Origin of the sequence: Microlunatus panaciterrae (assembly GCF_016907535.1) — a bacterium.
GTDB classification, from domain to species: domain Bacteria; phylum Actinomycetota; class Actinomycetes; order Propionibacteriales; family Propionibacteriaceae; genus Microlunatus; species Microlunatus panaciterrae.
Genome location: NZ_JAFBCF010000001.1, coordinates 3,413,397 through 3,431,274, shown reverse-complemented (window position 1 = coordinate 3,431,274; position 17,878 = coordinate 3,413,397). Strand labels below are relative to the sequence as shown.

Sequence of the window (17,878 nt, the reverse complement as noted above, 5' to 3'; positions counted from 1 at the left end):
GATGCGCAAACCCTGGCAGCTGCTCACCGGGCGGGGACGGATGTTCGTCGTCGCCGGGGTCGTGGTCGTGCTGATCGCCATGGCGACCGGCCAACGTGACGTGATGCGGGTCGGGCTGCTGCTGGCGGTGCTGCCTGTCGTCGCCGGCGTGCTGGTCGCCAGGGCCAGGCTGCGGATGTCCTGCGAGCGGTCGGCGGAGCCGGCTCAGGTGTCGCTGGGGTCCCCGATCCGGGGCAGCATCACCCTCGGCCAGGACGGGCGGCTGCCGGCCGGCATCTTGATGCTGGAGGACCAGGTGCCTCCCGAGCTCGGCAACCGGCCCCGCTTCCTGGTCGACAAGGCCGACCTGAGCTGGCGCCGGGAGGTGGACTATCCCCTGCTGGGTCGGGTCCGGGGCAGGTTCCACACCGGCCCGCTGCGGGTGCGCACCACCGACCCCTTCGGCCTGGTCCGGCTGGACCGGCAGTTCGTGGCGACGACCGAGGTGATGGTGACTCCCGAGATCGTGCCGCTGCCGGCGATGCGCTCCGCCGGCGGGGTCGGCAACACCGGCGAGGCCAGGCCGCACCGGATCGGCACCGTCGGTCAGGACGACGCCCTGGTCCGGGAGTATCGACACGGCGACGACGTCCGGCGGATCCACTGGCGCTCGACGGCCCGCTGGGGTGACCTGATGGTGCGGCGCGAGGAGCAGGCCTGGGATCCGAGCGCCAGCATCATCTTGGACTCGCGGGCCTCCGCGCATGCCGGCCAGGGGATGTACAACTCGATCGAGTGGGCCATCTCGGCTGCCGCCTCGATCGCCACCCACTTCCTGGATGACGGCTTCAGCATCGAGATCTACGAGGCCGACGGACCGCTGCACATCACCGGCACGATGGGTCAGCACAGCTCCGCCAGCCACCAGCTGGTGATCAGCCGGCTGACGGACCTGCGGGCCCGCCAGACCCACAGCATGCATTACGCGGTCGAGGCGGCAACGGCGGACCGGGCCGGCCAGCTGGTGATCGCGATCATGGGCCGGACCAGTGCGGACGACGCCTACGCCCTGCTCCGGGCCCGCCGCAACCGGGCGCAGGGGTTGGCGATCATGCTCGACGTCGACACCTTCGCCGACCGGGCGCGGGCCGCTGACGAACCCTCCGAGCTCCAGCGCAAGGCGCGCGCGACCCAGGAGCTCGCGGCCCAGATCCTGCGGGACAACCAGTGGCGGGTGATCGAGGTCAAGCGCGGCATGTCCGTCGCCGACGCGTGGAGCGGCCTCGAGCAGCTGTCGGCGGTGGCCTGATGCACGCCACCGACCGATCCGGGATCGCCGTCGCCGTCTCGGTGATGCTGGCGACGTTCGCACTGACCCCGCTCACCAAGGACAGCTCGTTCCTCGGCGTCAGCTGGGTCGTCATCATCGCCCTCGGCGTGGTGGCCGTGCTGATGCGCCGGGCCCGGTTGAGCGCACCCGCGGTGCTGGTCGCCCAGCTGCTGCTGCTCGGCGTCGTCCTGGTCGCGCTCAGCCTCACCATGCCGGCGCCTGCCGCGCCCTGGTACGAGCACTTCTTCGGTCTGTACGGCGCCGGGGCCGAGCACATGCGGACGCAGGCCTCCCCGATGGATCCCGACAACGGGGTGAAGCTGATCTTCGTGTCCGCGATCGGCGTGATCGCCGTGATGACCGACCTGCTTGTGTCGGGAATCCGCCGCCCGGTGTGGGCGATCGCGCCGCCGGCGACCCTGTTCCTGGTGCCGGCCATCGGTCTCGGCACCGACACCGGGCTGATCAGCTTCGGCTGTCTGGCTGTCGGCTACCTCGGCATTCTGGTGGCCGAAGGTCTGAACTCCACCGCCCGGTGGACGCGTGGCCTGAGCCGCGACTCGGCCGAGGGCATGGGAACCGCCGCGCCGGTGGTCTGGCGGTCCGCCGGCTATATCGCCGTCCCTGCTGTGGTGCTGACTGTCGCTCTCGGCGTCATCATGCCGACACTGAGCCTGCCGGGTTGGGGTCTGGGCAGCGGCCAGGGCGGCTCCGGGCCGCTGGAGCTGGCCGACCCCACCCTGGACCTGCGGCGCAACCTGAACCAGCCCACCGACCGTCAGGTGATGAGCTACACGACCGACCGGCCCGGCGGGGTCTACCTTCGAATGGCGTCGCTCCCCAAGTTCAGTGACGCCGGTTGGCAGGTCGCCACGATCCGGCTCGACCGTGGCGACCAGCTGCCGGCGGTGCCGGGGCTGCGACAGGAGCCGGCGAAGCGCCGTACCACCACCATTACGGTGGGCGACTTCCGTTCGGAGTATCTGCCGCTGCCGTACGCGCCCCGCCGGATCCAGGTCGCCGGCCAGTGGGGGTCGGACGAGCAGTCCCTGGTCGTGCACTCGACCAGGTCGGGCAGCGGCATCCGCAACCTCACCTACACCGTGGAGAGCGTCGACATCGATCCGAGCGGCGAGGACCTCGCCCAGGCCAGTGCGGGGACGCCCACCGACTCCGCGCTGACCAGCGTCGTGCCGAACGACCTGCCGGACTCGCTGGTGAAGCTGACCCGTCAGGTGACGGCGAACGCGCCCACCCCGGCACTGAAGGCGGCCGCCATCCAGGCCTACCTGCGCAGCGCCCGGTTCACCTACAGCACCGAGCCGCAGCCGGGCACCGGCTACCAGGCGCTGGAGAACTTCCTGCTGAAGGACCGGCGCGGCTACTGCGAGCAGTTCGCCGGTTCGATGGCCATGATGGCACGCGTGGTGGGGATCCCGTCCCGGGTCGCGGTCGGCTTCCTACCGGGCGACCGGCAGGGTGACACCTTCAAGGTATCCGTGCGCGACATGCACGCCTGGCCCGAGCTGTATTTCTCCGGGTTCGGCTGGGTCCGGTTCGAGCCGACGCCGGCGGTGGCGTCGGCCCCGTCGTGGACGGTCCGTGGTCCCAGTGACGCCGGTGAGGACCCGACCAGCCGACCGAGCAGCACGTCGCCCACCCAACGCGCGTCGGCCGGCCCCAACCCGACCGTCGCTCCGACCCAGGGCCCGACCACGGGCGACTCGACCGCCGGGTTCCCGTGGCGCAAGACGCTGACCGGCAGCGGCATCGCTCTGTTGGTGCTGCTGATCCTGGCGTCGCCGGCGACGATCCGGATCCGCCGCCGCAGCGCCCGGATGGCCGACGGCCTGATGCCGGATGAGCGGGTGGAGGCCGCCTGGGCCGAGATCAAGGACACCCTGGTTGACCTCGGTGGCTCCTGGCCGGAGGGGTCTCCTCGGATGATCGGGACGGAGGTCGCCACCCGCCTGCATCAGGACAAGTCGGCGACGCTGACCCAGGTGGCGACGCTGGTGGAACGCGCCCGCTACTCACGCAGCTTCGACGACCCGGCCTCGGTGCAGAACATCAACCAGATGACCGACGAGATCCGTCGAGGGCTGGCCGAGCCGAGGTCCGGCTGGCAGCGGCTGTGGGCCTTTGTGGCGCCCCGGTCGCTGTTCCGTGGGCTGTTCCGCGCCCGGGACTGACACCCTGTCTCGGCGGCAAGGCACAGCCGAATTTCAGACGCAGCGAGCCTCACCCAAGACGCAGCCGAACTGGAAAGCGGCAGACGACAAAGCGACCCTCGATGGAGGGTCGCTCAGCCTGTGGGGTGGTGCGGTATCAGTGTCAGATCGGTGGTGCTGTGAGATCGGTGGTGCTGTGGGAGAGGGTTGTGGCGCTGCGAGGGCTCAGAAGCCGGACTCGTCGCGCCGGCGACGCCAGCGCTCCTCCATCTTGTCCATGAAGCCCTGGGAGTCGTCCGAGCCCGAATGCGGTGTCTTGAGACGGTCCGGGGTCGACTCATGGTCGGAACCGCCGCCGGTGACATGTTGCCAGGAGTAGATCGCGGTGACTGCTGCGGCGACCATCAGGACGAACCCGAGCACGCTGAGGAACAGGTAGGTCGACATCCCGGCGATCAGCAGCGCAAGCCCGGCGAAGAACGCCACACCGGCCAGTGCGGCACGTCGGCGGTGCACCCTGCGCACCCCGGTGCCCCGAAGCGTATTGACCAGCTTCGGATCTTCCGCAGCAAGAGCAGCTTCCATCTGTGCGAGGAGCCGCTGCTCTTCCTCTGAGAGGGCCATGGGCCACCTCCCGCATTCTCGTCGAGCCCGGTCCGTCGTGCTTGTTCACCGGTGAGGCAGAGAGGTGACGCAACGACCGATCCACTCCTCTTGAGTGGATCTGCGACCAGTCTAGGCGGCAGAGGGGTGAAGGGAAACCCATCAGGCAAAACAGTGACCGGGCCCGGCAAAAGTGTGCCGATCCGTTATCCGCGTGCCCGCCTGGTCAGCGCGGCCCGTTGCACCGCCGCCGGGCCGAACTTGCGAATCGCCGCGTCCATCGCCTGCTCCGCCTCCCGCCAACCCTTGTCGGGTTCGGTCAGCTCGGGTTGCCGGTAGGCCCGCTCCGCCTCGACCAGTCCCTCCACCCGGACACCGACCCGCCGGATCCTGGCCCGCTGCAGGCCGAGCTTCTCATACAGGGCGACGGCGTGATGGTGGATCTCGTCGGTGACATCGGTCGGGCTGGTGACGGTCACCGACCGGGTGAGGGAGGTGAAGTCGGCGAACCGGATCGAGATGGAGATGGTGCGACCCATCATCCGCGCCTTCCGGAGCCGGTAGGCCGTCCTGGCGGACATCCGCAGCAGCTCGCGCTTGACCACCTCCGGGTCGTCGGTGTCCTTGCCGAAGGTCTCCTCCGAGCCGACGCTGCGCTCCGGCGCCCTGGCGACCACGCCGCGGTGGTCGCGACCCCAGGCCAGGTCGGACAGCAGCGCACCCTGGTGTACGCCGAAGGCTCGCTGCAGGGTGCTCCTGGATGTGTGGGCCAGCTCAGCCACGGTGAACAACCCGAGCCGGTGGAGCTTCTCGCTGGTCGACTCCCCCACCCCCCACATGGCCTCGACCGGCAGCGGGTGCAGGAAGGAGATGACGTCGTCGGCCGGCACCTCGCGCAGCCCGTCGGGCTTGGCCGCCTGCGAGGCGAGCTTGGCGATGAACTTGGTGGGGCCGATGCCGACCGAGCAGGTGATCTGCTGTTCGTCGGCAACGACCGCCCGTAGGTACTCACCGATCGCGCTGGGCGGTCCGAGCTGCCGGACCGAGCCGGTGATGTCGAGGAACGCCTCGTCGATGGACGCCGACTCGACCACGGCGGTCACCGACTCGAAGATGACGACGATGGCTTTGGAGACCTCGGCGTAGGTGTCGAAGTCCGGCTGGATGATGATCGCCTTCGGGCACAGCCGGCGGGCCTGCGTCATCGGCATCCCCGAGCGCACCCCCCGCTCCCGGGCCGGGTAGGTCGCCGACAGCACCACCCCACGGGTGGAGCCACCGACCATGACCGGCTTGCCCTTCAGCTCGGGACGGCGCCGCAGCTCCACCGAGGCGTAGAAGGCATCCATGTCGATGTGCATGATGATGCTCATGTCGGCGGTCCTAGCCGGCGGAGGGGGTCTGGGCAAAGACATGCACCAGTGGGGCCATCGCCCGGAACGCCGGGTCCTGGCTGATCTCCGCCTCGAGCGCGTACAGCTCGTCATAGGCGCCCGTCTCGGATTCGACCAGGGCCTCCGGCACATGGTCGGCGATGGCGCCGATGCCGTGCAGGCTCAGGTTGACGAACCCGGCCGCCTGCACCAAGTCGGTGACCCGGTCCACGTCGAACCGGGAGGCGTCGGCGAACACCCGCCGGGCCGAGGCGAGGTGGCCGGCCAGTGCCTGGCTGAGGACCACCGCATGCCGCTGGGACACCAGCAGACTGAGCGCTCCGCCGGGACGCAGCACCAAGGCCATGGCGGCCAGCGCATCGACCGGCGAGTCGACCACTTCCAGGACCCGGTGGCAGACCACGAGATCAGCGCCGCCGACACCGATCAGGTCGACCACGTTGCCGGCATCGCCCTGGACACCGCGGATGCGACCGGTGGCCGCCGACTCGGCGGTGCGGCGCTCCAGTGAGGCGAGGGCATCCGGGCTGGGGTCGATGACGGTCACCGAGTGGCCGAGCCGGGCGAGGGCGATGGCGAGGCCGCCGGTGCCGCCGCCGACGTCCACCACATCGCAGACACCGGTGCCGGTGCTGGCCTGCCAGCCCTCGAGCTGGCTGGTCAGCAGATCGAGCAGGTACGCCTGGGAGACGGATCGGCGCCGTCGTGGCCCGGCCATCGGCGTTCTCCTTCTCTCGATCAGCAGACGTGTGCAGAAGCCTAGTGCAGTCATCGTCCTGAGCTCCCTGGGCTGGTGTGCCAGACCTTGCGTGGTGGGTCGGTGATAGTGCTGTCGGCCGGCTTGATGTCGGCGTACGGGGACTGCCGGAAACCGCTGGCGTGCACCAGCACCCGTCGCCTGCCCATGCCCCCGCCACGGGTGTGCTGCTGGGCGTCCCCATCCGCGACAGCGGGAAGGGTGGTGGCACCCCCGGGGCCGACCAGCTCCTCATCGGCTGGCCGGGCGCCGTCGGCCGGGCGGGCGTCGGCCGGGCCGAACCCCTCGGGCGGCAGTGCCATCAGCTCGTGCACGGCCTCGATCGCGCGGCCCGCATCACCGGTCTGGTCCAGGGTCGCCCGCCAGCAGCTGTGCAGGGCGTTCAGGTCCCAGCAGCCGGTGGCCCGCAGCGACACCCCGCGTGGTCCGGTCCGCCGCAGCTCGCCCCGGACGACCAGCATCCAGGAGGCGAACAGGGTCGCCGCATACGGACCCTGGGCGTCTTCGAAGAAGGTGGCATCCACCGGCCCGGTGGTGTCGTCCAGGGTGAGGAACACCACCCTGCGGCCGGACCGCACCGGCGGCGTCTGGGTCGCCACCTTGACGCCGGCCACCAGCAGCTCGGATCGGCTGCGGGCCGACAGCAGGTCGGCCGAGAAGGTGATGCCCAGCTGTTTCATCATCGGCAGGTAGAAGTCGACCACGTGCCGGCTCGCATCCAGGCCGAGAATGCTCAGCTCGGCCCGGACCCGTTCGGCATCGGACATCTCGGGCAGCCCCGAGCAGACCAGGTCGGACGCCGGTGGTGCCGGCGTCGCCTGTTCGGGTGTCTCCAGGTCGGGCTCCTCGGTGAAGTCGAAGGCCAACTGGACCGACTGCGCCCGGACCGGGGCGGTGGCGGCCGACTGGGCCTTGGCGAGATCCCGCGGATCGGTGCCGGTGCTGGATGGCCGGGTCGAGCTGGTCCGCCGCAGCCCACGGGCCTTTGAGGCGGCCCGGGCGGCCGCCTGCTCCTCACGTTGCAGGTCGGCCACGGCCAGCAGCAGGTCCCGCCGGGTGACCCGGTTGCGCCGCCGGACCGGGGTGGAGACCCCGATGCCGTAGATCGAGTCGAAGCCGCCGGCCAGCACCAGCCGCTCCACCACCGGATGCGAGACGGAGGACCTGAACCAGAAGTCCGACAACGAGTGGTAGGGCCGGCCGGCCACGATCCGTTCGATCTCGGTCTCGTTGATGCCCTTCACATCGGCCAGCGACAGCCGGATGCCGAAGTCACGGCCGTCGGGCAGCCCGGCACCGGGGGCCAGCCTGGGCGGCAGCCCGAGCACGGTCGGTGGCGGCTCGTCATATCGGCCCACCCGTTCGACGGTGTAGGCACCGGTGCTGGCGTTGACGTCGAGGCTGAGGATCGCGACACCGAGCCGCCGGGCCTCTTCGATGATCAGCCGCTTCGGGTACATGCCGGGATCGTGGGTCAGCACCCCGGCCAGGAAGTGCGCCGGATAGTGCGCCTTCAGCCAGGCCGACTGGTAGGTCGGCAGGGCGAACGCGGCCGCATGCGCCTTGCAGAACCCGAAGGAGGCGAAGGCCTCCAGCACCTCCCACACCTGGTCGATCACCGACTCGGGGTAGCCCCGTCGGCGGGCGGCCGGAACCAGCCAGGCCTTCACCTCGTCCTTGCCGAGGTGGTCCCCCAGCCCGCGCCGGGCCTCGTCGGCCTCGGCCAGCGAGCAGCCGGTGAAAGTGGCGATGATCTGCAGCACCTGCTCGTGGAAGACCACCACCCCGGCGGTCTCGCGCAGGTGCTCCTCCAGATCGGGGTGCAGGAACTGCGGAAGGCTCCACCCTTGCCTGGCCCGGAGGAAAGGGGTGATCATGTCGCTCTTGACCGGCCCGGGCCGGAACAGGGAGATGTCGATGATGATGTCATTGAACGTCTCCGGGGCGAACTTGCCGACCAGCTCGCGCTGACCGGGCGACTCGATCTGGAAGCAGCCCAACGTCGCCGCGTTCTTGATCATGGCGAACGTGTCCTGGTCGTCGAGCTCCAGCCCGTCCACATCGACCTCGATGGCCTCGGTCCGCTTGATCTCGCTGATCGCATGGGCCATCGACGACTGCATCCGGATGCCCAGCACGTCGAGCTTCAGCAGCCCGAGGTCCTCGACATCGTCCTTGTCGAACTGGCTCATCGGGAACCCGCCGTGGCTGGCCTCCACCGGGGTCCGGTCCAGCAGGGTCGCGTCGCTGAGCAGCACCCCGCAGGGATGCAGGGCGATGTGGCGGGGCAGCCCGTCGAGCGACTCGACCAGGCTGAACAGCAGGTCGAGCCGACGCTCCCCCAGCCCGGCAGCACGCAGCTCCGGCAGGTCACGTAGCGCAGACCGGGCATCCCTGGCCCGGATGTGCGGGAAGGCCTTCGCGATCGCGTCGACCTCCCCCGGCGGCAGGCTGAGCGCGGCACCGACATCACGGACGGCATGCCGCACCCGGTAGGTGTCCAGCATGGCCACACAGGCCACCCGCTCACCGCCGAAGGTGTCCAGGATCTTCTCGTAGACGTCCAGCCTGCGGGCGGACTCGACGTCGATGTCGACATCGGGGAGCGCCCGCCGCAACGGCGACAGGAACCGCTCCATCACCAGTCCGTGCCGCAACGGGTCGACCCCGGAGATGCCGAGCAGGTAGTTGACCAGGCTGCCGGCGCCCGACCCGCGGGCGGCGCACCGCACTCCCATCTCCTTGATCAGGCCGACGACATCGGCCACGGTGAGGAAGTACGGCGCGAACCCGAGCCCGGCCACCACCTCCAGCTCCGCTGCCAGCCGAGCCTCGATCCGGCCCATCTCGGTCGGCCCGGCCGCGCCGTAACGGCGGGCGACACCGTCACTGCAACGTTGCCGCAGGATCGCCAACGCGTCGGCGGCGGGCGTGCCAGACCGGTTCAGGCCAGACCGGTTCAGGCCAGACCGGTTCAGGCCAGACCGGTCCAGGCCAGACCGGTTCAGTACCGACAGCTCCGGGAGGTGGATCTCCCCCAGACCGAGGTCACGACGCGGGTCCAGGGCACATCGGGTGGCGAGGGCACGGGTCTGGGCCAGCAGCCGGGTGCCACCGTTCTCCCCTCGGCCGGCCTGCCTGGCCACCTCGTCGGCGATCTCGGCCATCTCCTTGCCGGACTTGAGATAGCCCTCAGCGTTGCGCCGGTCGACGTTGCGGGTGTCCAGGGCCACCAGCCGGCGGGCCGAGTCCAGCACGTCCACCGTCGGAGCCAGGTGCCGGTCGCTCATCCGGACCGCGTTGGTCAGCACTGCCGAGATGCCCTGCCGGTCGGCGAGCCCCAGCATCCGGGCGGCCTGGGTGAGCGAGCCGAACCCGTCACCAGGGTTGCGGTAGTGGGTGACCGCGACCGCCAGCTGCTGGAGGTCGACCCGTTCCTGCCACCGGTGCAGCACCTCCTCGGCCAGTCCGGGCTGGTTGGCCGAGGCGGCCTCGCCGAGCTCGGAGTCGGCCCCGAGCATGATCATCAGCTGACCGTCGGCGGCATGGTCGGCGATGAGGTCCAGACTGCTGACCGGTTCCCCCCGGTGGCCGGACAGATGGGTGGTCGAGACGAGCCGGCAGAGCGAGGCCCAGCCGGCCTTGGAGGTGGCCAGCACCACCACCCGCGGCAGCCGCTGGTCGCGGACCGCACCGCCACGGGTGGGCGTCCGAGAAGTCGCTCGGGCTGATCTCCGCCCACCGGCGAGCCGGTCGAACAGGAAGGGCACGGCGAGGTCGACACCGAGCACCGGAGCTATGCCGGTGCGCAGACAGGCTTTCGCGAACCGGACCGCGCCGTAGAGGCCGTCCCGGTCGGTCAGGGCCAGGGTGTCCATGTCGTACTCGGCGGCGCGTTCCACCAGGGTGGACGGATGCGATGCGCCGTAGCGCAGGGAGTAGCCGGAGGCGACCCGCAGATGGACGAACGGGTCGGTCATGGCCGGCCTGCTCTCGAGTCGCGATGATGATCAAGACCACGATGATGATCAAGACGCCGCTCCACCAGCCCGAGAAAGATCTGGGCGTCACGGACCAGGTCATCCGCCTCGCGACCGGTCACGATCGCTGTCGCACCGGCCCGGACGGCGTCACGCTTGCCTTCGGTGGCGGCGAAGAACGCGGCCCACTCGCCGTACTCAGGAGCCACCTCCGCCAGCACCCGCCAGGCGTTGCGTGGCCGGCCGCTGTTCCTGCTGGTGCGGGTGGCACGAAGCGCCAGCACGACGGCGGCGATGCGGAGGGCGGCCATGTGGGCTGCCAGGAACCTCTCACTCGGGTGTCGAGCCAGCTCTGCCTCGATCAGTGCCGACCGGGCCCGGTTCAGGTCCGCGCGAAGCTGGTTGCCGAGCGGGGTCGAATGTTGCGGAGCGGACTCCGGATGCGGTTCAGCCACGGTCGTCAACCTCAGTCCATCACCGTACGGAGCCGCCACTGACCGGTGCCCCAGACGTGGGACAGCTCGTAGACGCCCTGATGCCCGGCCCGGCCGTTGGCGGCCACGACCCGCCAGACCTCCTCCTCGGCCAGCAGGTCGGCCTCCACCTCCTCGGCGTCGCCGCGACCGGACCGGGAGTCGGTGCCACGCAGGGCCCGGGCCGAGGGGCCGTCCCACCAGGCGCCCGTCTCCACCCACCGGTTCTGCACGTCGCGTACCACCCACAGGCGGTTCCGCCACAGGAACTGGGCAGGGGCTTCGAGTCCGCAGACCAGACCCCGCCGGACCTCGATCGGATCGTTGTATGAACGCATGTCTTCTTCCCTTAGGCCGAGCAGATCTCACTTCTCGACCCCTCCCTGACAGCAGTCAGGGACTGGGGCACCCCGGCACGGACGGGGGTCGAGTCCATCCGTGCCGAGGCGAGCCCATGCGCGTGCCGCGAACACGTGCATCGCCAGCAACTGAGCTGGCAGATCGAACGAGTCGGCTATCCGGCCCTTCCCCAAGTGCCTGATATCGAACATCTGTTCGAACAAGAACTACGGTACACCGGGTCACTGACAGTTCGTCAAGTGCCGCAGCCGGGACCGCTGATGTCAGTCGCCCCAACCCATCCGGAACACCTCGAAGGTGGTCGCCAGCGGAACTCCGAACCGGGTGCCCGCCTGCCGGGCGCCGCTCTCCAGGAACTCCCCGGCGTCGAAGTTCTCCCAGCCCAGTCCGTCGATGTAGGCCCGGTGCGCCTTCAGCGAGGCGACCCCGGCGTCGAAGGTCGCGGTGATGTCGACCGCATGCTCGGCCATCGGCGAACCGGCCGCCCAGACCTCCCTGACCCCGCCCCAGGTCTGCAGTCCCTGCTCGACCTGCTCGGGGAAGATCCACCGGTTGCCGGCATCGCGGACCGCGTCCAGAGTCGCCCGGCCGACGGCGATGTGGTCGGCCTGGTTGAGCGACCGGCCACCCCAGTGGTCGCGGAAGTTCCCGGTGATGACGATCTCCGGGCGGTGCCGGCGCACCGTCTCGCAGATGACGCGGCGCAACCCCACCCCGTACTCCAGGATCCCGTCCGGCAACCCGAGGAAGTCCACCCGGTCCACCCCGACGATGCGCGCCGACTCGACCTGCTCGGCCTCCCGGACCACCTTCGCCTCGATCGGGTCGAGCCCGTCGATCCCGGCCTCCCCACTGGTCACCATGCAGTAGTTGATCGACTTGCCCTGGCCGGTCCAGCGGGCGATCGCCGCGGCCGCGCCGAACTCGAGGTCATCCGGGTGCGCCACCACCGCCAGCGCCGTGGTCCATGACTCGTCCAGCTGCTGCAACTCGGTCATGACCTCAGCGTAAGGGACAGCACCAGGGGCGGCTCTGCCCGAGTCCGCTCCCCACTGACAGGAATCGACCACTCGTTCCTCGCCACCCTCTTTGACAGGCCACTCTTGAGCGTGCCGCCGGATCCGCCGCGCGATCGAGTGGTCGATTCCTGTCAGATCTCTAGAGCCGGATGCCCTTCAGATGTGGCTCGATGTCGGCCGCCGCGTCGTCACCGAACGCCGCAGCGAAGCGCGGCAGGAAACTGCCGTTGAAGCGGTATTCCTGAGTTCCGACGATGGCGATCACATAGCTGGACAGCAGCGAGCCGATCTGCGCACACCGCTCCATGCTGACGCCCCAGGCCAGCCCGGCCACGAACCCTGCGCGGAACGCGTCGCCGACACCGGTGGGGTCGACCCGCGCCGTCTCCGGTGCGATCGGCACGTCGACCCGGTCCTCGCCCTTGATCTCGACGGTGGCACCGTGCCGGCCGCGGGTGATCACCCGCACCCCCACCCGCTCGAGGATCTCCTGGTGGCTCCAGCCGGTCTTCTGGCTGATCAACGAGTCCTCGTACTCGTTGGAGAACAGATAGGCCGCCCCTTCGATCAGCCGCCTGATCTCGTCACCGTTCATCCAGGCCATCTGCTGCGACGGGTCGGCGACGAACTCGTACCCGCGGATGCGGCACTCCTCGGTGTGCCGTTGCATCGCCTCAGGGTCGTTCGGGGAGATCACCACCAGGTCCAGCCGACCGACCTTCTCCGCTATCGGGGTCAGCTCGATCTGCCTGGCCTCGGCCATCGCCCCGGTATAGAACGAGGCGATCTGGGCATGGTCGGCGTCGGTGGTGCAGACGAACCGGGCAGTGTGGGCCGTCTCCGAGACGTGCACCGGCCAGGTGAGTACGCCGTGACGGTCCAGCCAGGCGCGGTATTCCCGGAAGTCCTCGCCGACCGAGCCGACCAGCAGCGGGTCGAGCCCCAGCGCGGCCAGCCCGAACGAGATGTTGGGCGCGATGCCGCCGCGCCTGATCTGCAGCTCCTCGACCAGGAACGACAGCGACACCTTGTCCAGGTGTTCGACCACCAGCGACTCCGAGAAACGACCCGGGAAGGTCATCAGATGGTCCATGGCAATCGAGCCGGTCACCGCAATATGCACGTCTGAGAGCCTAGCTGCGCTGCGACCGGGCCGCTGAACGCCGCTCGGGTCCCCTACGCTCGCCCCATGGGAGACGACCGCCGGGTGCTGGTGATCGGTGCCGGCCTGGCCGGGATGGCGGCCGCCGCGCGGCTGGCCAAGGCCGGTCACCGGGTCGAGGTGTTCGAGGCCCGAGACCGGGTGGGTGGGATGTACGCGGCCGAGGTGCTGCGCCCTTCGACAGGCTCAGGGCGCGTAGCGCAAGGCTCAGGGCACGTGGCGCAAGGCTCAGGGCACGTGGCGCAAGGCTCAGGGCACGTGGCGCAAGGCTCAGGGCACGTGGCGCAAGGCTCAGGGCACGTGGCGCAAGGCTCAGGGCGCGTAGCGCAAGGCTCAGGGCACGGCGAGCCAGGGTCAAGGCCCGGGGGTGAGGTGCTGGTGGACGCAGCGCCGGCGGTGATCGGGTTCCCGGCGCCTTGGCGTGACCTCTTCCGCAAGAGCGGCCGGCCGATGGATGCGGAGATGGCTCGGGCCGGGATGGACCTGGTCCCGGCCGCACCCGCCCGGCACCGGTTCGCCGACGGCACCGAGCTGGTGCTGCCGACCGACCGGGGCGACCAGCTCGAGGCGCTCGGCGAGGCCTACGGGCGGCCGGTCGCGGAGCGTTGGCGCGGTTTCGTGGACCACCTCGATGACGTCTGGCAGGCGCTGCGACCGCTGGGCCTGGAGTCGGAGCTGCGCGACCGCGACCAGCTGAGGGCGGTGCCGAGGAAGCTGCTGAGACCCCGGCACAGTGTGGAGACGCTGGCCCGCGGCATCGGCGAGCCGCACCTGGCCGACATCATCCGCGGGGTCGCCTACCGGCTGGGTTCGCCGCCCGGGCGGACACCGGCCTTCTGCGCTGTGCAGCTGTCGGTCGAGCGGCGGTTCGGCCGCTGGACCGTCGTCACCCCCACCGAGCAGGGCCGGACCTCGACTCTGGTCGAGCTGCTGGCCGAGCGGCTGCGGTTGCGGCGAGTGCCGGTCCGACTGGAGACCCCGGTGCTGCGGATCAGGGTGGACGACACCGGACGGGCCGTGGGCGTGACCACGGCCGACGGTGATCTGGTCGACGGTGCGGCGGTGATCTGCACCGCCGACCCGTGGCAGAGCTGCAACGTGCTGCTCGCGAACGCCCTGCTGGACCGCTCGGCCGTTGCGCTGCGGCGAGCGGTGAACCGGCTGTCACCGGCGCGCCACCCCTCGGTCCGACACGAGCTGCTTGCCGACGGCTGCACCGAGGTGACCGAGACGATCAGCTATGACGGCAGCGGCGTCCCGGTGGTGACCTTCGACCGCCCGGTGGGCACCGGCACCGTCCGCAGCAGCCACGACCACCGCGTCAGCACCGCGCGACCCGGCGCCGGGGTGGCCTGGAACGGCTTCCGCAGCTGGCTCCACCGCCCTCCAGTCACCACCAGCGTTCCCGGGCTGTTCCTGGCCGGGCCCTTCTCCCGCGGCGGCGCGGGGCTCTCCCAGACCCTGCTGTCCGGCGCGCTGGCCTCGTACGGCTGCCACGATCTCCTCGGATGAGGAAGACCTGGCGAATACCGAGTAAACTCAGATGTTCACTTTTCTGGGGTAAGGATCACTCTTCTTGACTTCTCCGAAATCGCCGGCTCAGCCGACCACCGCGTTGGAACAAGAGATCGCCATCGAGCAGGCTCACGTCGACCTGGTCTATACGCGTCTGGCGGAGGCGACCCGGTCAGCCAGGCAGGTCGCCAGCGAGGGCCGCTCGCTGTTCCAGTCCGACCGCGCCGACTTCGTCCGGGAGGAGGACGGCACCGGGCTGTACGAGCGTGACGTTTTCGCCTTCCAGTCCGCCAAGCGCCTCGCCGTCCTGGACGCCGAGCACGAGGGCCTGGTCTTCGGCCGGCTGGACCACACCACCGGCGAGATCCGCTATGTCGGCCGGATCGGCGTCCGCGACGGCGACTACGAGCCGCTGGTGATCGACTGGCGGGCACGGGCCGCCGAGCCCTTCTACCGGGCCACCCCGACCAACCCGATGGACGTGGTCCGACGGCGGGTGTTGCGCTGCCGGGGCGACCGGGTGATCGGCGTCGAGGACGACCTGCTCGACGGTGAGAGCGCAGGCTCCGAGCTGGTGGTGATCGGCGAGGGTGCGTTGATGGCGGCCCTGACCAGGGCCCGCGGCCACACCATGCGCGACATCGTCGCCACCATCCAGGCTGAGCAGGACGAGGCCATCCGGGCGCCCTACCAGGGTGTCACCACCATCTCCGGCGGCCCGGGCACCGGGAAGACCGTGGTCGCCCTGCACCGGGCGGCCTACCTGCTCTACTCGCACCGGCGACGGTTCGAGAACGGCGGCGTGCTCGTCGTCGGCCCCTCACTGGTGTTCATGAACTACATCGAGCGGGTGCTGCCGTCCCTGGGCGAGGACTCGGTCACGCTGCGACCGATCGGGATGGTGGCCTCGGACGTGGTCCGGCTGCGCGGCGAACGGGTGGATGAGCCCGTCGCCGCCGCGGCGAAGGGCAGTCTGCGGATGGTGCAGGTGCTCCGACGGCTGGTCTCCGACCCACTCACCTCCACCCCGCAGGAGCTCAGGCTCACGTTGCGCGGGGACGTGCTGCGGGTCGGCAGCCACACGCTGGAGCGGATCCGCCGGGACGTCCTCGCCCATCACAAGCTCAACCAGGGCCGGGAAGCCGCCGAGGCGGCCCTGCTGAAGGCGCTCTGGCGCTCGAAGCCGGCCGACCTGGACCTGGAGCGGGAGGAGTTCGACGACCAGGTCTCCGACACGGCGACCTACCGGATGTTCCGCAACGCCTGGTGGCCGACGCTGAGCGCCACCCAGGCCCTCGCCCGGCTGGGCGACCGCGAGGTGATGTCCAGGGTCGCCGACTCGGTCCTGTCACACGCCGAGCAGGAGGCCGTCAGCGCGAGCTACCGACAGCAGCTGGACTGGACGGTCGCCGACGGGGCGCTGCTGGATGAGCTGGTCGACCGGCTGGGGGCCGTTCCGGAGTCGGAGGATGACGAGATCTCGCTGTTCATCGACACGGACGAGGAGGTCAACGAGGTCGTCACCACGATGGATCGGCTGGCCGGCCCGCGCGAGATCGACCCGTTCGCCGAGGCACACCAGACCTACGCCCACATCCTCGTGGACGAGGCTCAGGACATCACCCCGATGCAGTGGCGGATGCTGCGCCGTCGGGGCGCCCAGGCCAGTTGGACCATCGTCGGCGACCCGGCCCAGAGCTCCTGGTCCGACGCCGAGGAGGCCGAACGTGCCCTCAACGAGACCATCGGGCGTGCGCCGCATCGGCACTTCCGGATGAGTACCAACTACCGCAGCCCGGCCGAGGTGTTCGAGCTGGCTGCGCAGGTCGTGGTGGACGCTTACCCGCAGGCCGACCTGCCGACGGCGGTCCGCTCCACCGGGATCGAGCCCGAGCTCAGGGTGGCCGACGGCGAGGGCCTGCCGGCGGCCGCGGTGGAGGTGGCCAGGGAGCTGCTCCGGCAGGTCGAGGGCACGGTGGGGGTCATCTGCCCGCCGTCGCTGCTGGCCGAGGTCGGCACCGCCCTCCGGCAGGGAGGTCTGCAGGTCGACCAGACCCGGGTCGTGGCCGTCACCCCTCTGCAGTCCAAGGGGTTGGAGTACGACGGTGTGGTGGTGGTGTCCCCCGATGACGTGGTCGCCGAGTCACCTGGTGGCGTACGGACGCTCTACGTCGCCCTGACCCGACCGACCCAACGGCTGGTCACCGTCGATGCGGCGCCTGGTGCAATCTGGCGTAAATCTCTCGGGTAGCCAGCGACCTGTTCTGGGTGAAGAAGTGCAGGCCCGGGGCGCCGCCGTTGAGCAGCGTCTCCGACAGTTCGGTGGCGATCTCGATGCCGACCCGGCGGACCTGGTCGGCGTCGTCGGCGACCTCGTGCAGCCGGTCGGTCACCGTCGCCGGCAGCGCCGCACCGGAGAGCTCGGCGAACCGGGAGATCTGCGGCAGGCTGGTGACCGGCATGATGCCGGGGATGATCGGGATGTCGCAGCCGAGCGCCCGCACCCGCCCGACCAGGTCGAAGTAGTCCTGGGCCCCGAAGAACAGCTGGGTGATGGCGAAGCTCGCCCCGGCCCGAGCCTTGTCGACTAGGATGCGGGCGTCCAGGTCGGGGTCGCCGTGCTCGGGGTGGACGTCCGGGAAGGCGGCGACGCCGACGCAGAAGTCGCCGAGCTCGCGCACCAGCGACACCAGCTGGGTGGCGTTGTCGAGGCCCTCCGGGTGCGGCACCCATAGTTCGCGCGGTCCACCGGGCGGGTCGCCACGGATCGCGAGCACGTGCCGGATGCCGGCGGCGGCGTACGAGCCGATCACTCGGCGCAGCTGGTCGCGTGACTGGCTGGCGCAGGTCAGATGGGCCATGGTCCGCAGGGTCGTGTTGCGGGCGATGTCCTCGGTGACCCGGATGGTCCTCTCCCGGGTCGAGCCGCTGGCCCCGTACGTGACCGAGACGAAGTCCGGGCCGAGCGCCTCGAGGTGGCGCACCGTCTGCCACAGCTGACGCTGCTGAGCGTCGTCCTTCGGCGGGAAGAACTCGAACGAGAACAGCGGGCCGGTCGAGCTCTCCAGCAGGTCCGCGATCGTCGGCGTACGGGAGCGCCGGGAGAACTCGGTTCGAGCGGACATAGCCACACCC

At 70.2% G+C, this 17,878-nt stretch carries 13 protein-coding genes; 4 read left to right on the top strand and 9 right to left on the bottom strand.

Annotation, left to right across the window (positions count from 1 at the left end; genetic code table 11):
• Position 1 precedes the first annotated feature (1 nt).
• Positions 2-1,288 (top strand): DUF58 domain-containing protein, encoded by a 1,287-nt coding sequence (locus JOE57_RS15640; RefSeq protein WP_204919450.1) that lies wholly within the window; start codon positions 2-4, stop codon positions 1,286-1,288.
• Complete coding sequence (locus JOE57_RS15635) at positions 1,288-3,501, top strand: transglutaminase TgpA family protein (protein WP_204919448.1); 2,214 nt, start codon at positions 1,288-1,290, stop codon at positions 3,499-3,501. Before JOE57_RS15640 ends, JOE57_RS15635 begins: the two co-directional genes overlap by 1 nt.
• Positions 3,502-3,705: 204 nt before the next feature.
• On the opposite strand, the gene JOE57_RS15630 is transcribed toward JOE57_RS15635, so the two are convergent.
• The 8 genes from JOE57_RS15630 to JOE57_RS15595 form a co-directional block, all read right to left on the bottom strand.
• The gene (locus JOE57_RS15630; RefSeq protein WP_204919446.1) at positions 3,706-4,104 is read right to left on the bottom strand and encodes a DUF3040 domain-containing protein; all 399 of its coding nucleotides are present in this window, start codon (positions 4,102-4,104) and stop codon (positions 3,706-3,708) included.
• 185 nt (positions 4,105-4,289) lie between these two features.
• On the bottom strand, positions 4,290-5,456 hold the full coding sequence (gene dinB, locus JOE57_RS15625; RefSeq protein WP_204919445.1) for a DNA polymerase IV: 1,167 nt from the start codon (positions 5,454-5,456) through the stop codon (positions 4,290-4,292).
• Between the two features lie 10 nt (positions 5,457-5,466).
• Complete coding sequence (locus tag JOE57_RS15620; RefSeq protein WP_204919443.1) at positions 5,467-6,195, bottom strand: methyltransferase domain-containing protein; 729 nt, start codon at positions 6,193-6,195, stop codon at positions 5,467-5,469.
• Between the two features lie 50 nt (positions 6,196-6,245).
• Positions 6,246-10,214 carry a DNA polymerase III subunit alpha gene (locus tag JOE57_RS15615; protein WP_204919441.1) on the bottom strand — a complete coding sequence of 1,323 codons (3,969 nt, stop codon included), beginning with the start codon at positions 10,212-10,214 and terminating at the stop codon, positions 6,246-6,248.
• Positions 10,211-10,669 (bottom strand): SAV_6107 family HEPN domain-containing protein, encoded by a 459-nt coding sequence (locus tag JOE57_RS15610; protein WP_204919439.1) that lies wholly within the window; start codon positions 10,667-10,669, stop codon positions 10,211-10,213. Before JOE57_RS15610 ends, JOE57_RS15615 begins: the two co-directional genes overlap by 4 nt.
• Before the next feature lie 11 nt (positions 10,670-10,680).
• Positions 10,681-11,025, bottom strand: coding sequence for a DUF6504 family protein (locus JOE57_RS15605; protein ID WP_204919438.1), 345 nt, complete (start codon positions 11,023-11,025; stop codon positions 10,681-10,683).
• Positions 11,026-11,310: 285 nt separating this feature from the next.
• Positions 11,311-12,045 carry a PIG-L deacetylase family protein gene (locus JOE57_RS15600; RefSeq protein ID WP_204919436.1) on the bottom strand — a complete coding sequence of 245 codons (735 nt, stop codon included), beginning with the start codon at positions 12,043-12,045 and terminating at the stop codon, positions 11,311-11,313.
• 160 nt (positions 12,046-12,205) lie between these two features.
• On the bottom strand, positions 12,206-13,189 hold the full coding sequence (locus JOE57_RS15595) for a PfkB family carbohydrate kinase (protein WP_204919434.1): 984 nt from the start codon (positions 13,187-13,189) through the stop codon (positions 12,206-12,208).
• Between the two features lie 66 nt (positions 13,190-13,255).
• On the opposite strand from JOE57_RS15595, the gene JOE57_RS15590 reads away from it, so the two are divergent.
• Together JOE57_RS15590 and JOE57_RS15585 are read left to right on the top strand one after the other, a co-directional pair.
• On the top strand, positions 13,256-14,740 hold the full coding sequence (locus JOE57_RS15590) for an FAD-dependent oxidoreductase (protein ID WP_204919432.1): 1,485 nt from the start codon (positions 13,256-13,258) through the stop codon (positions 14,738-14,740).
• Positions 14,741-14,804: 64 nt separating this feature from the next.
• Positions 14,805-16,994: a HelD family protein gene (locus JOE57_RS15585; protein ID WP_204919430.1), complete on the top strand. Its 2,190-nt coding sequence runs from the start codon at positions 14,805-14,807 to the stop codon at positions 16,992-16,994.
• Here JOE57_RS15585 and metF read toward each other — a convergent pair.
• Positions 16,945-17,868, bottom strand: coding sequence for a methylenetetrahydrofolate reductase [NAD(P)H] (gene metF, locus JOE57_RS15580; RefSeq protein WP_204919429.1), 924 nt, complete (start codon positions 17,866-17,868; stop codon positions 16,945-16,947). The two genes, JOE57_RS15585 and metF, sit on opposite strands and share 50 nt — an antisense overlap.
• Between the last annotated feature and the right edge of the window lie 10 nt (positions 17,869-17,878).

Bases quoted from the DNA above. Each gene is read 5' to 3' on its own strand.
- JOE57_RS15600 (WP_204919436.1), bottom strand. From the start codon at position 12,045: ATGACCGAGTTGCAGCAGCTGGACGAGTCATGGACCACGGCGCTGGCG.
- JOE57_RS15640 (WP_204919450.1), top strand. From the start codon at position 2: ATGCGCAAACCCTGGCAGCTGCTCACCGGGCGGGGACGGATGTTCGTC.
- JOE57_RS15605 (WP_204919438.1), bottom strand. From the start codon at position 11,025: ATGCGTTCATACAACGATCCGATCGAGGTCCGGCGGGGTCTGGTCTGC.
- metF (WP_204919429.1), bottom strand. From the start codon at position 17,868: ATGTCCGCTCGAACCGAGTTCTCCCGGCGCTCCCGTACGCCGACGATC.
- dinB (WP_204919445.1), bottom strand. From the start codon at position 5,456: ATGAGCATCATCATGCACATCGACATGGATGCCTTCTACGCCTCGGTG.
- JOE57_RS15590 (WP_204919432.1), top strand. From the start codon at position 13,256: ATGGGAGACGACCGCCGGGTGCTGGTGATCGGTGCCGGCCTGGCCGGG.
- JOE57_RS15615 (WP_204919441.1), bottom strand. From the start codon at position 10,214: ATGACCGACCCGTTCGTCCATCTGCGGGTCGCCTCCGGCTACTCCCTG.
- JOE57_RS15635 (WP_204919448.1), top strand. From the start codon at position 1,288: ATGCACGCCACCGACCGATCCGGGATCGCCGTCGCCGTCTCGGTGATG.
- JOE57_RS15630 (WP_204919446.1), bottom strand. From the start codon at position 4,104: ATGGCCCTCTCAGAGGAAGAGCAGCGGCTCCTCGCACAGATGGAAGCT.
- JOE57_RS15620 (WP_204919443.1), bottom strand. From the start codon at position 6,195: ATGGCCGGGCCACGACGGCGCCGATCCGTCTCCCAGGCGTACCTGCTC.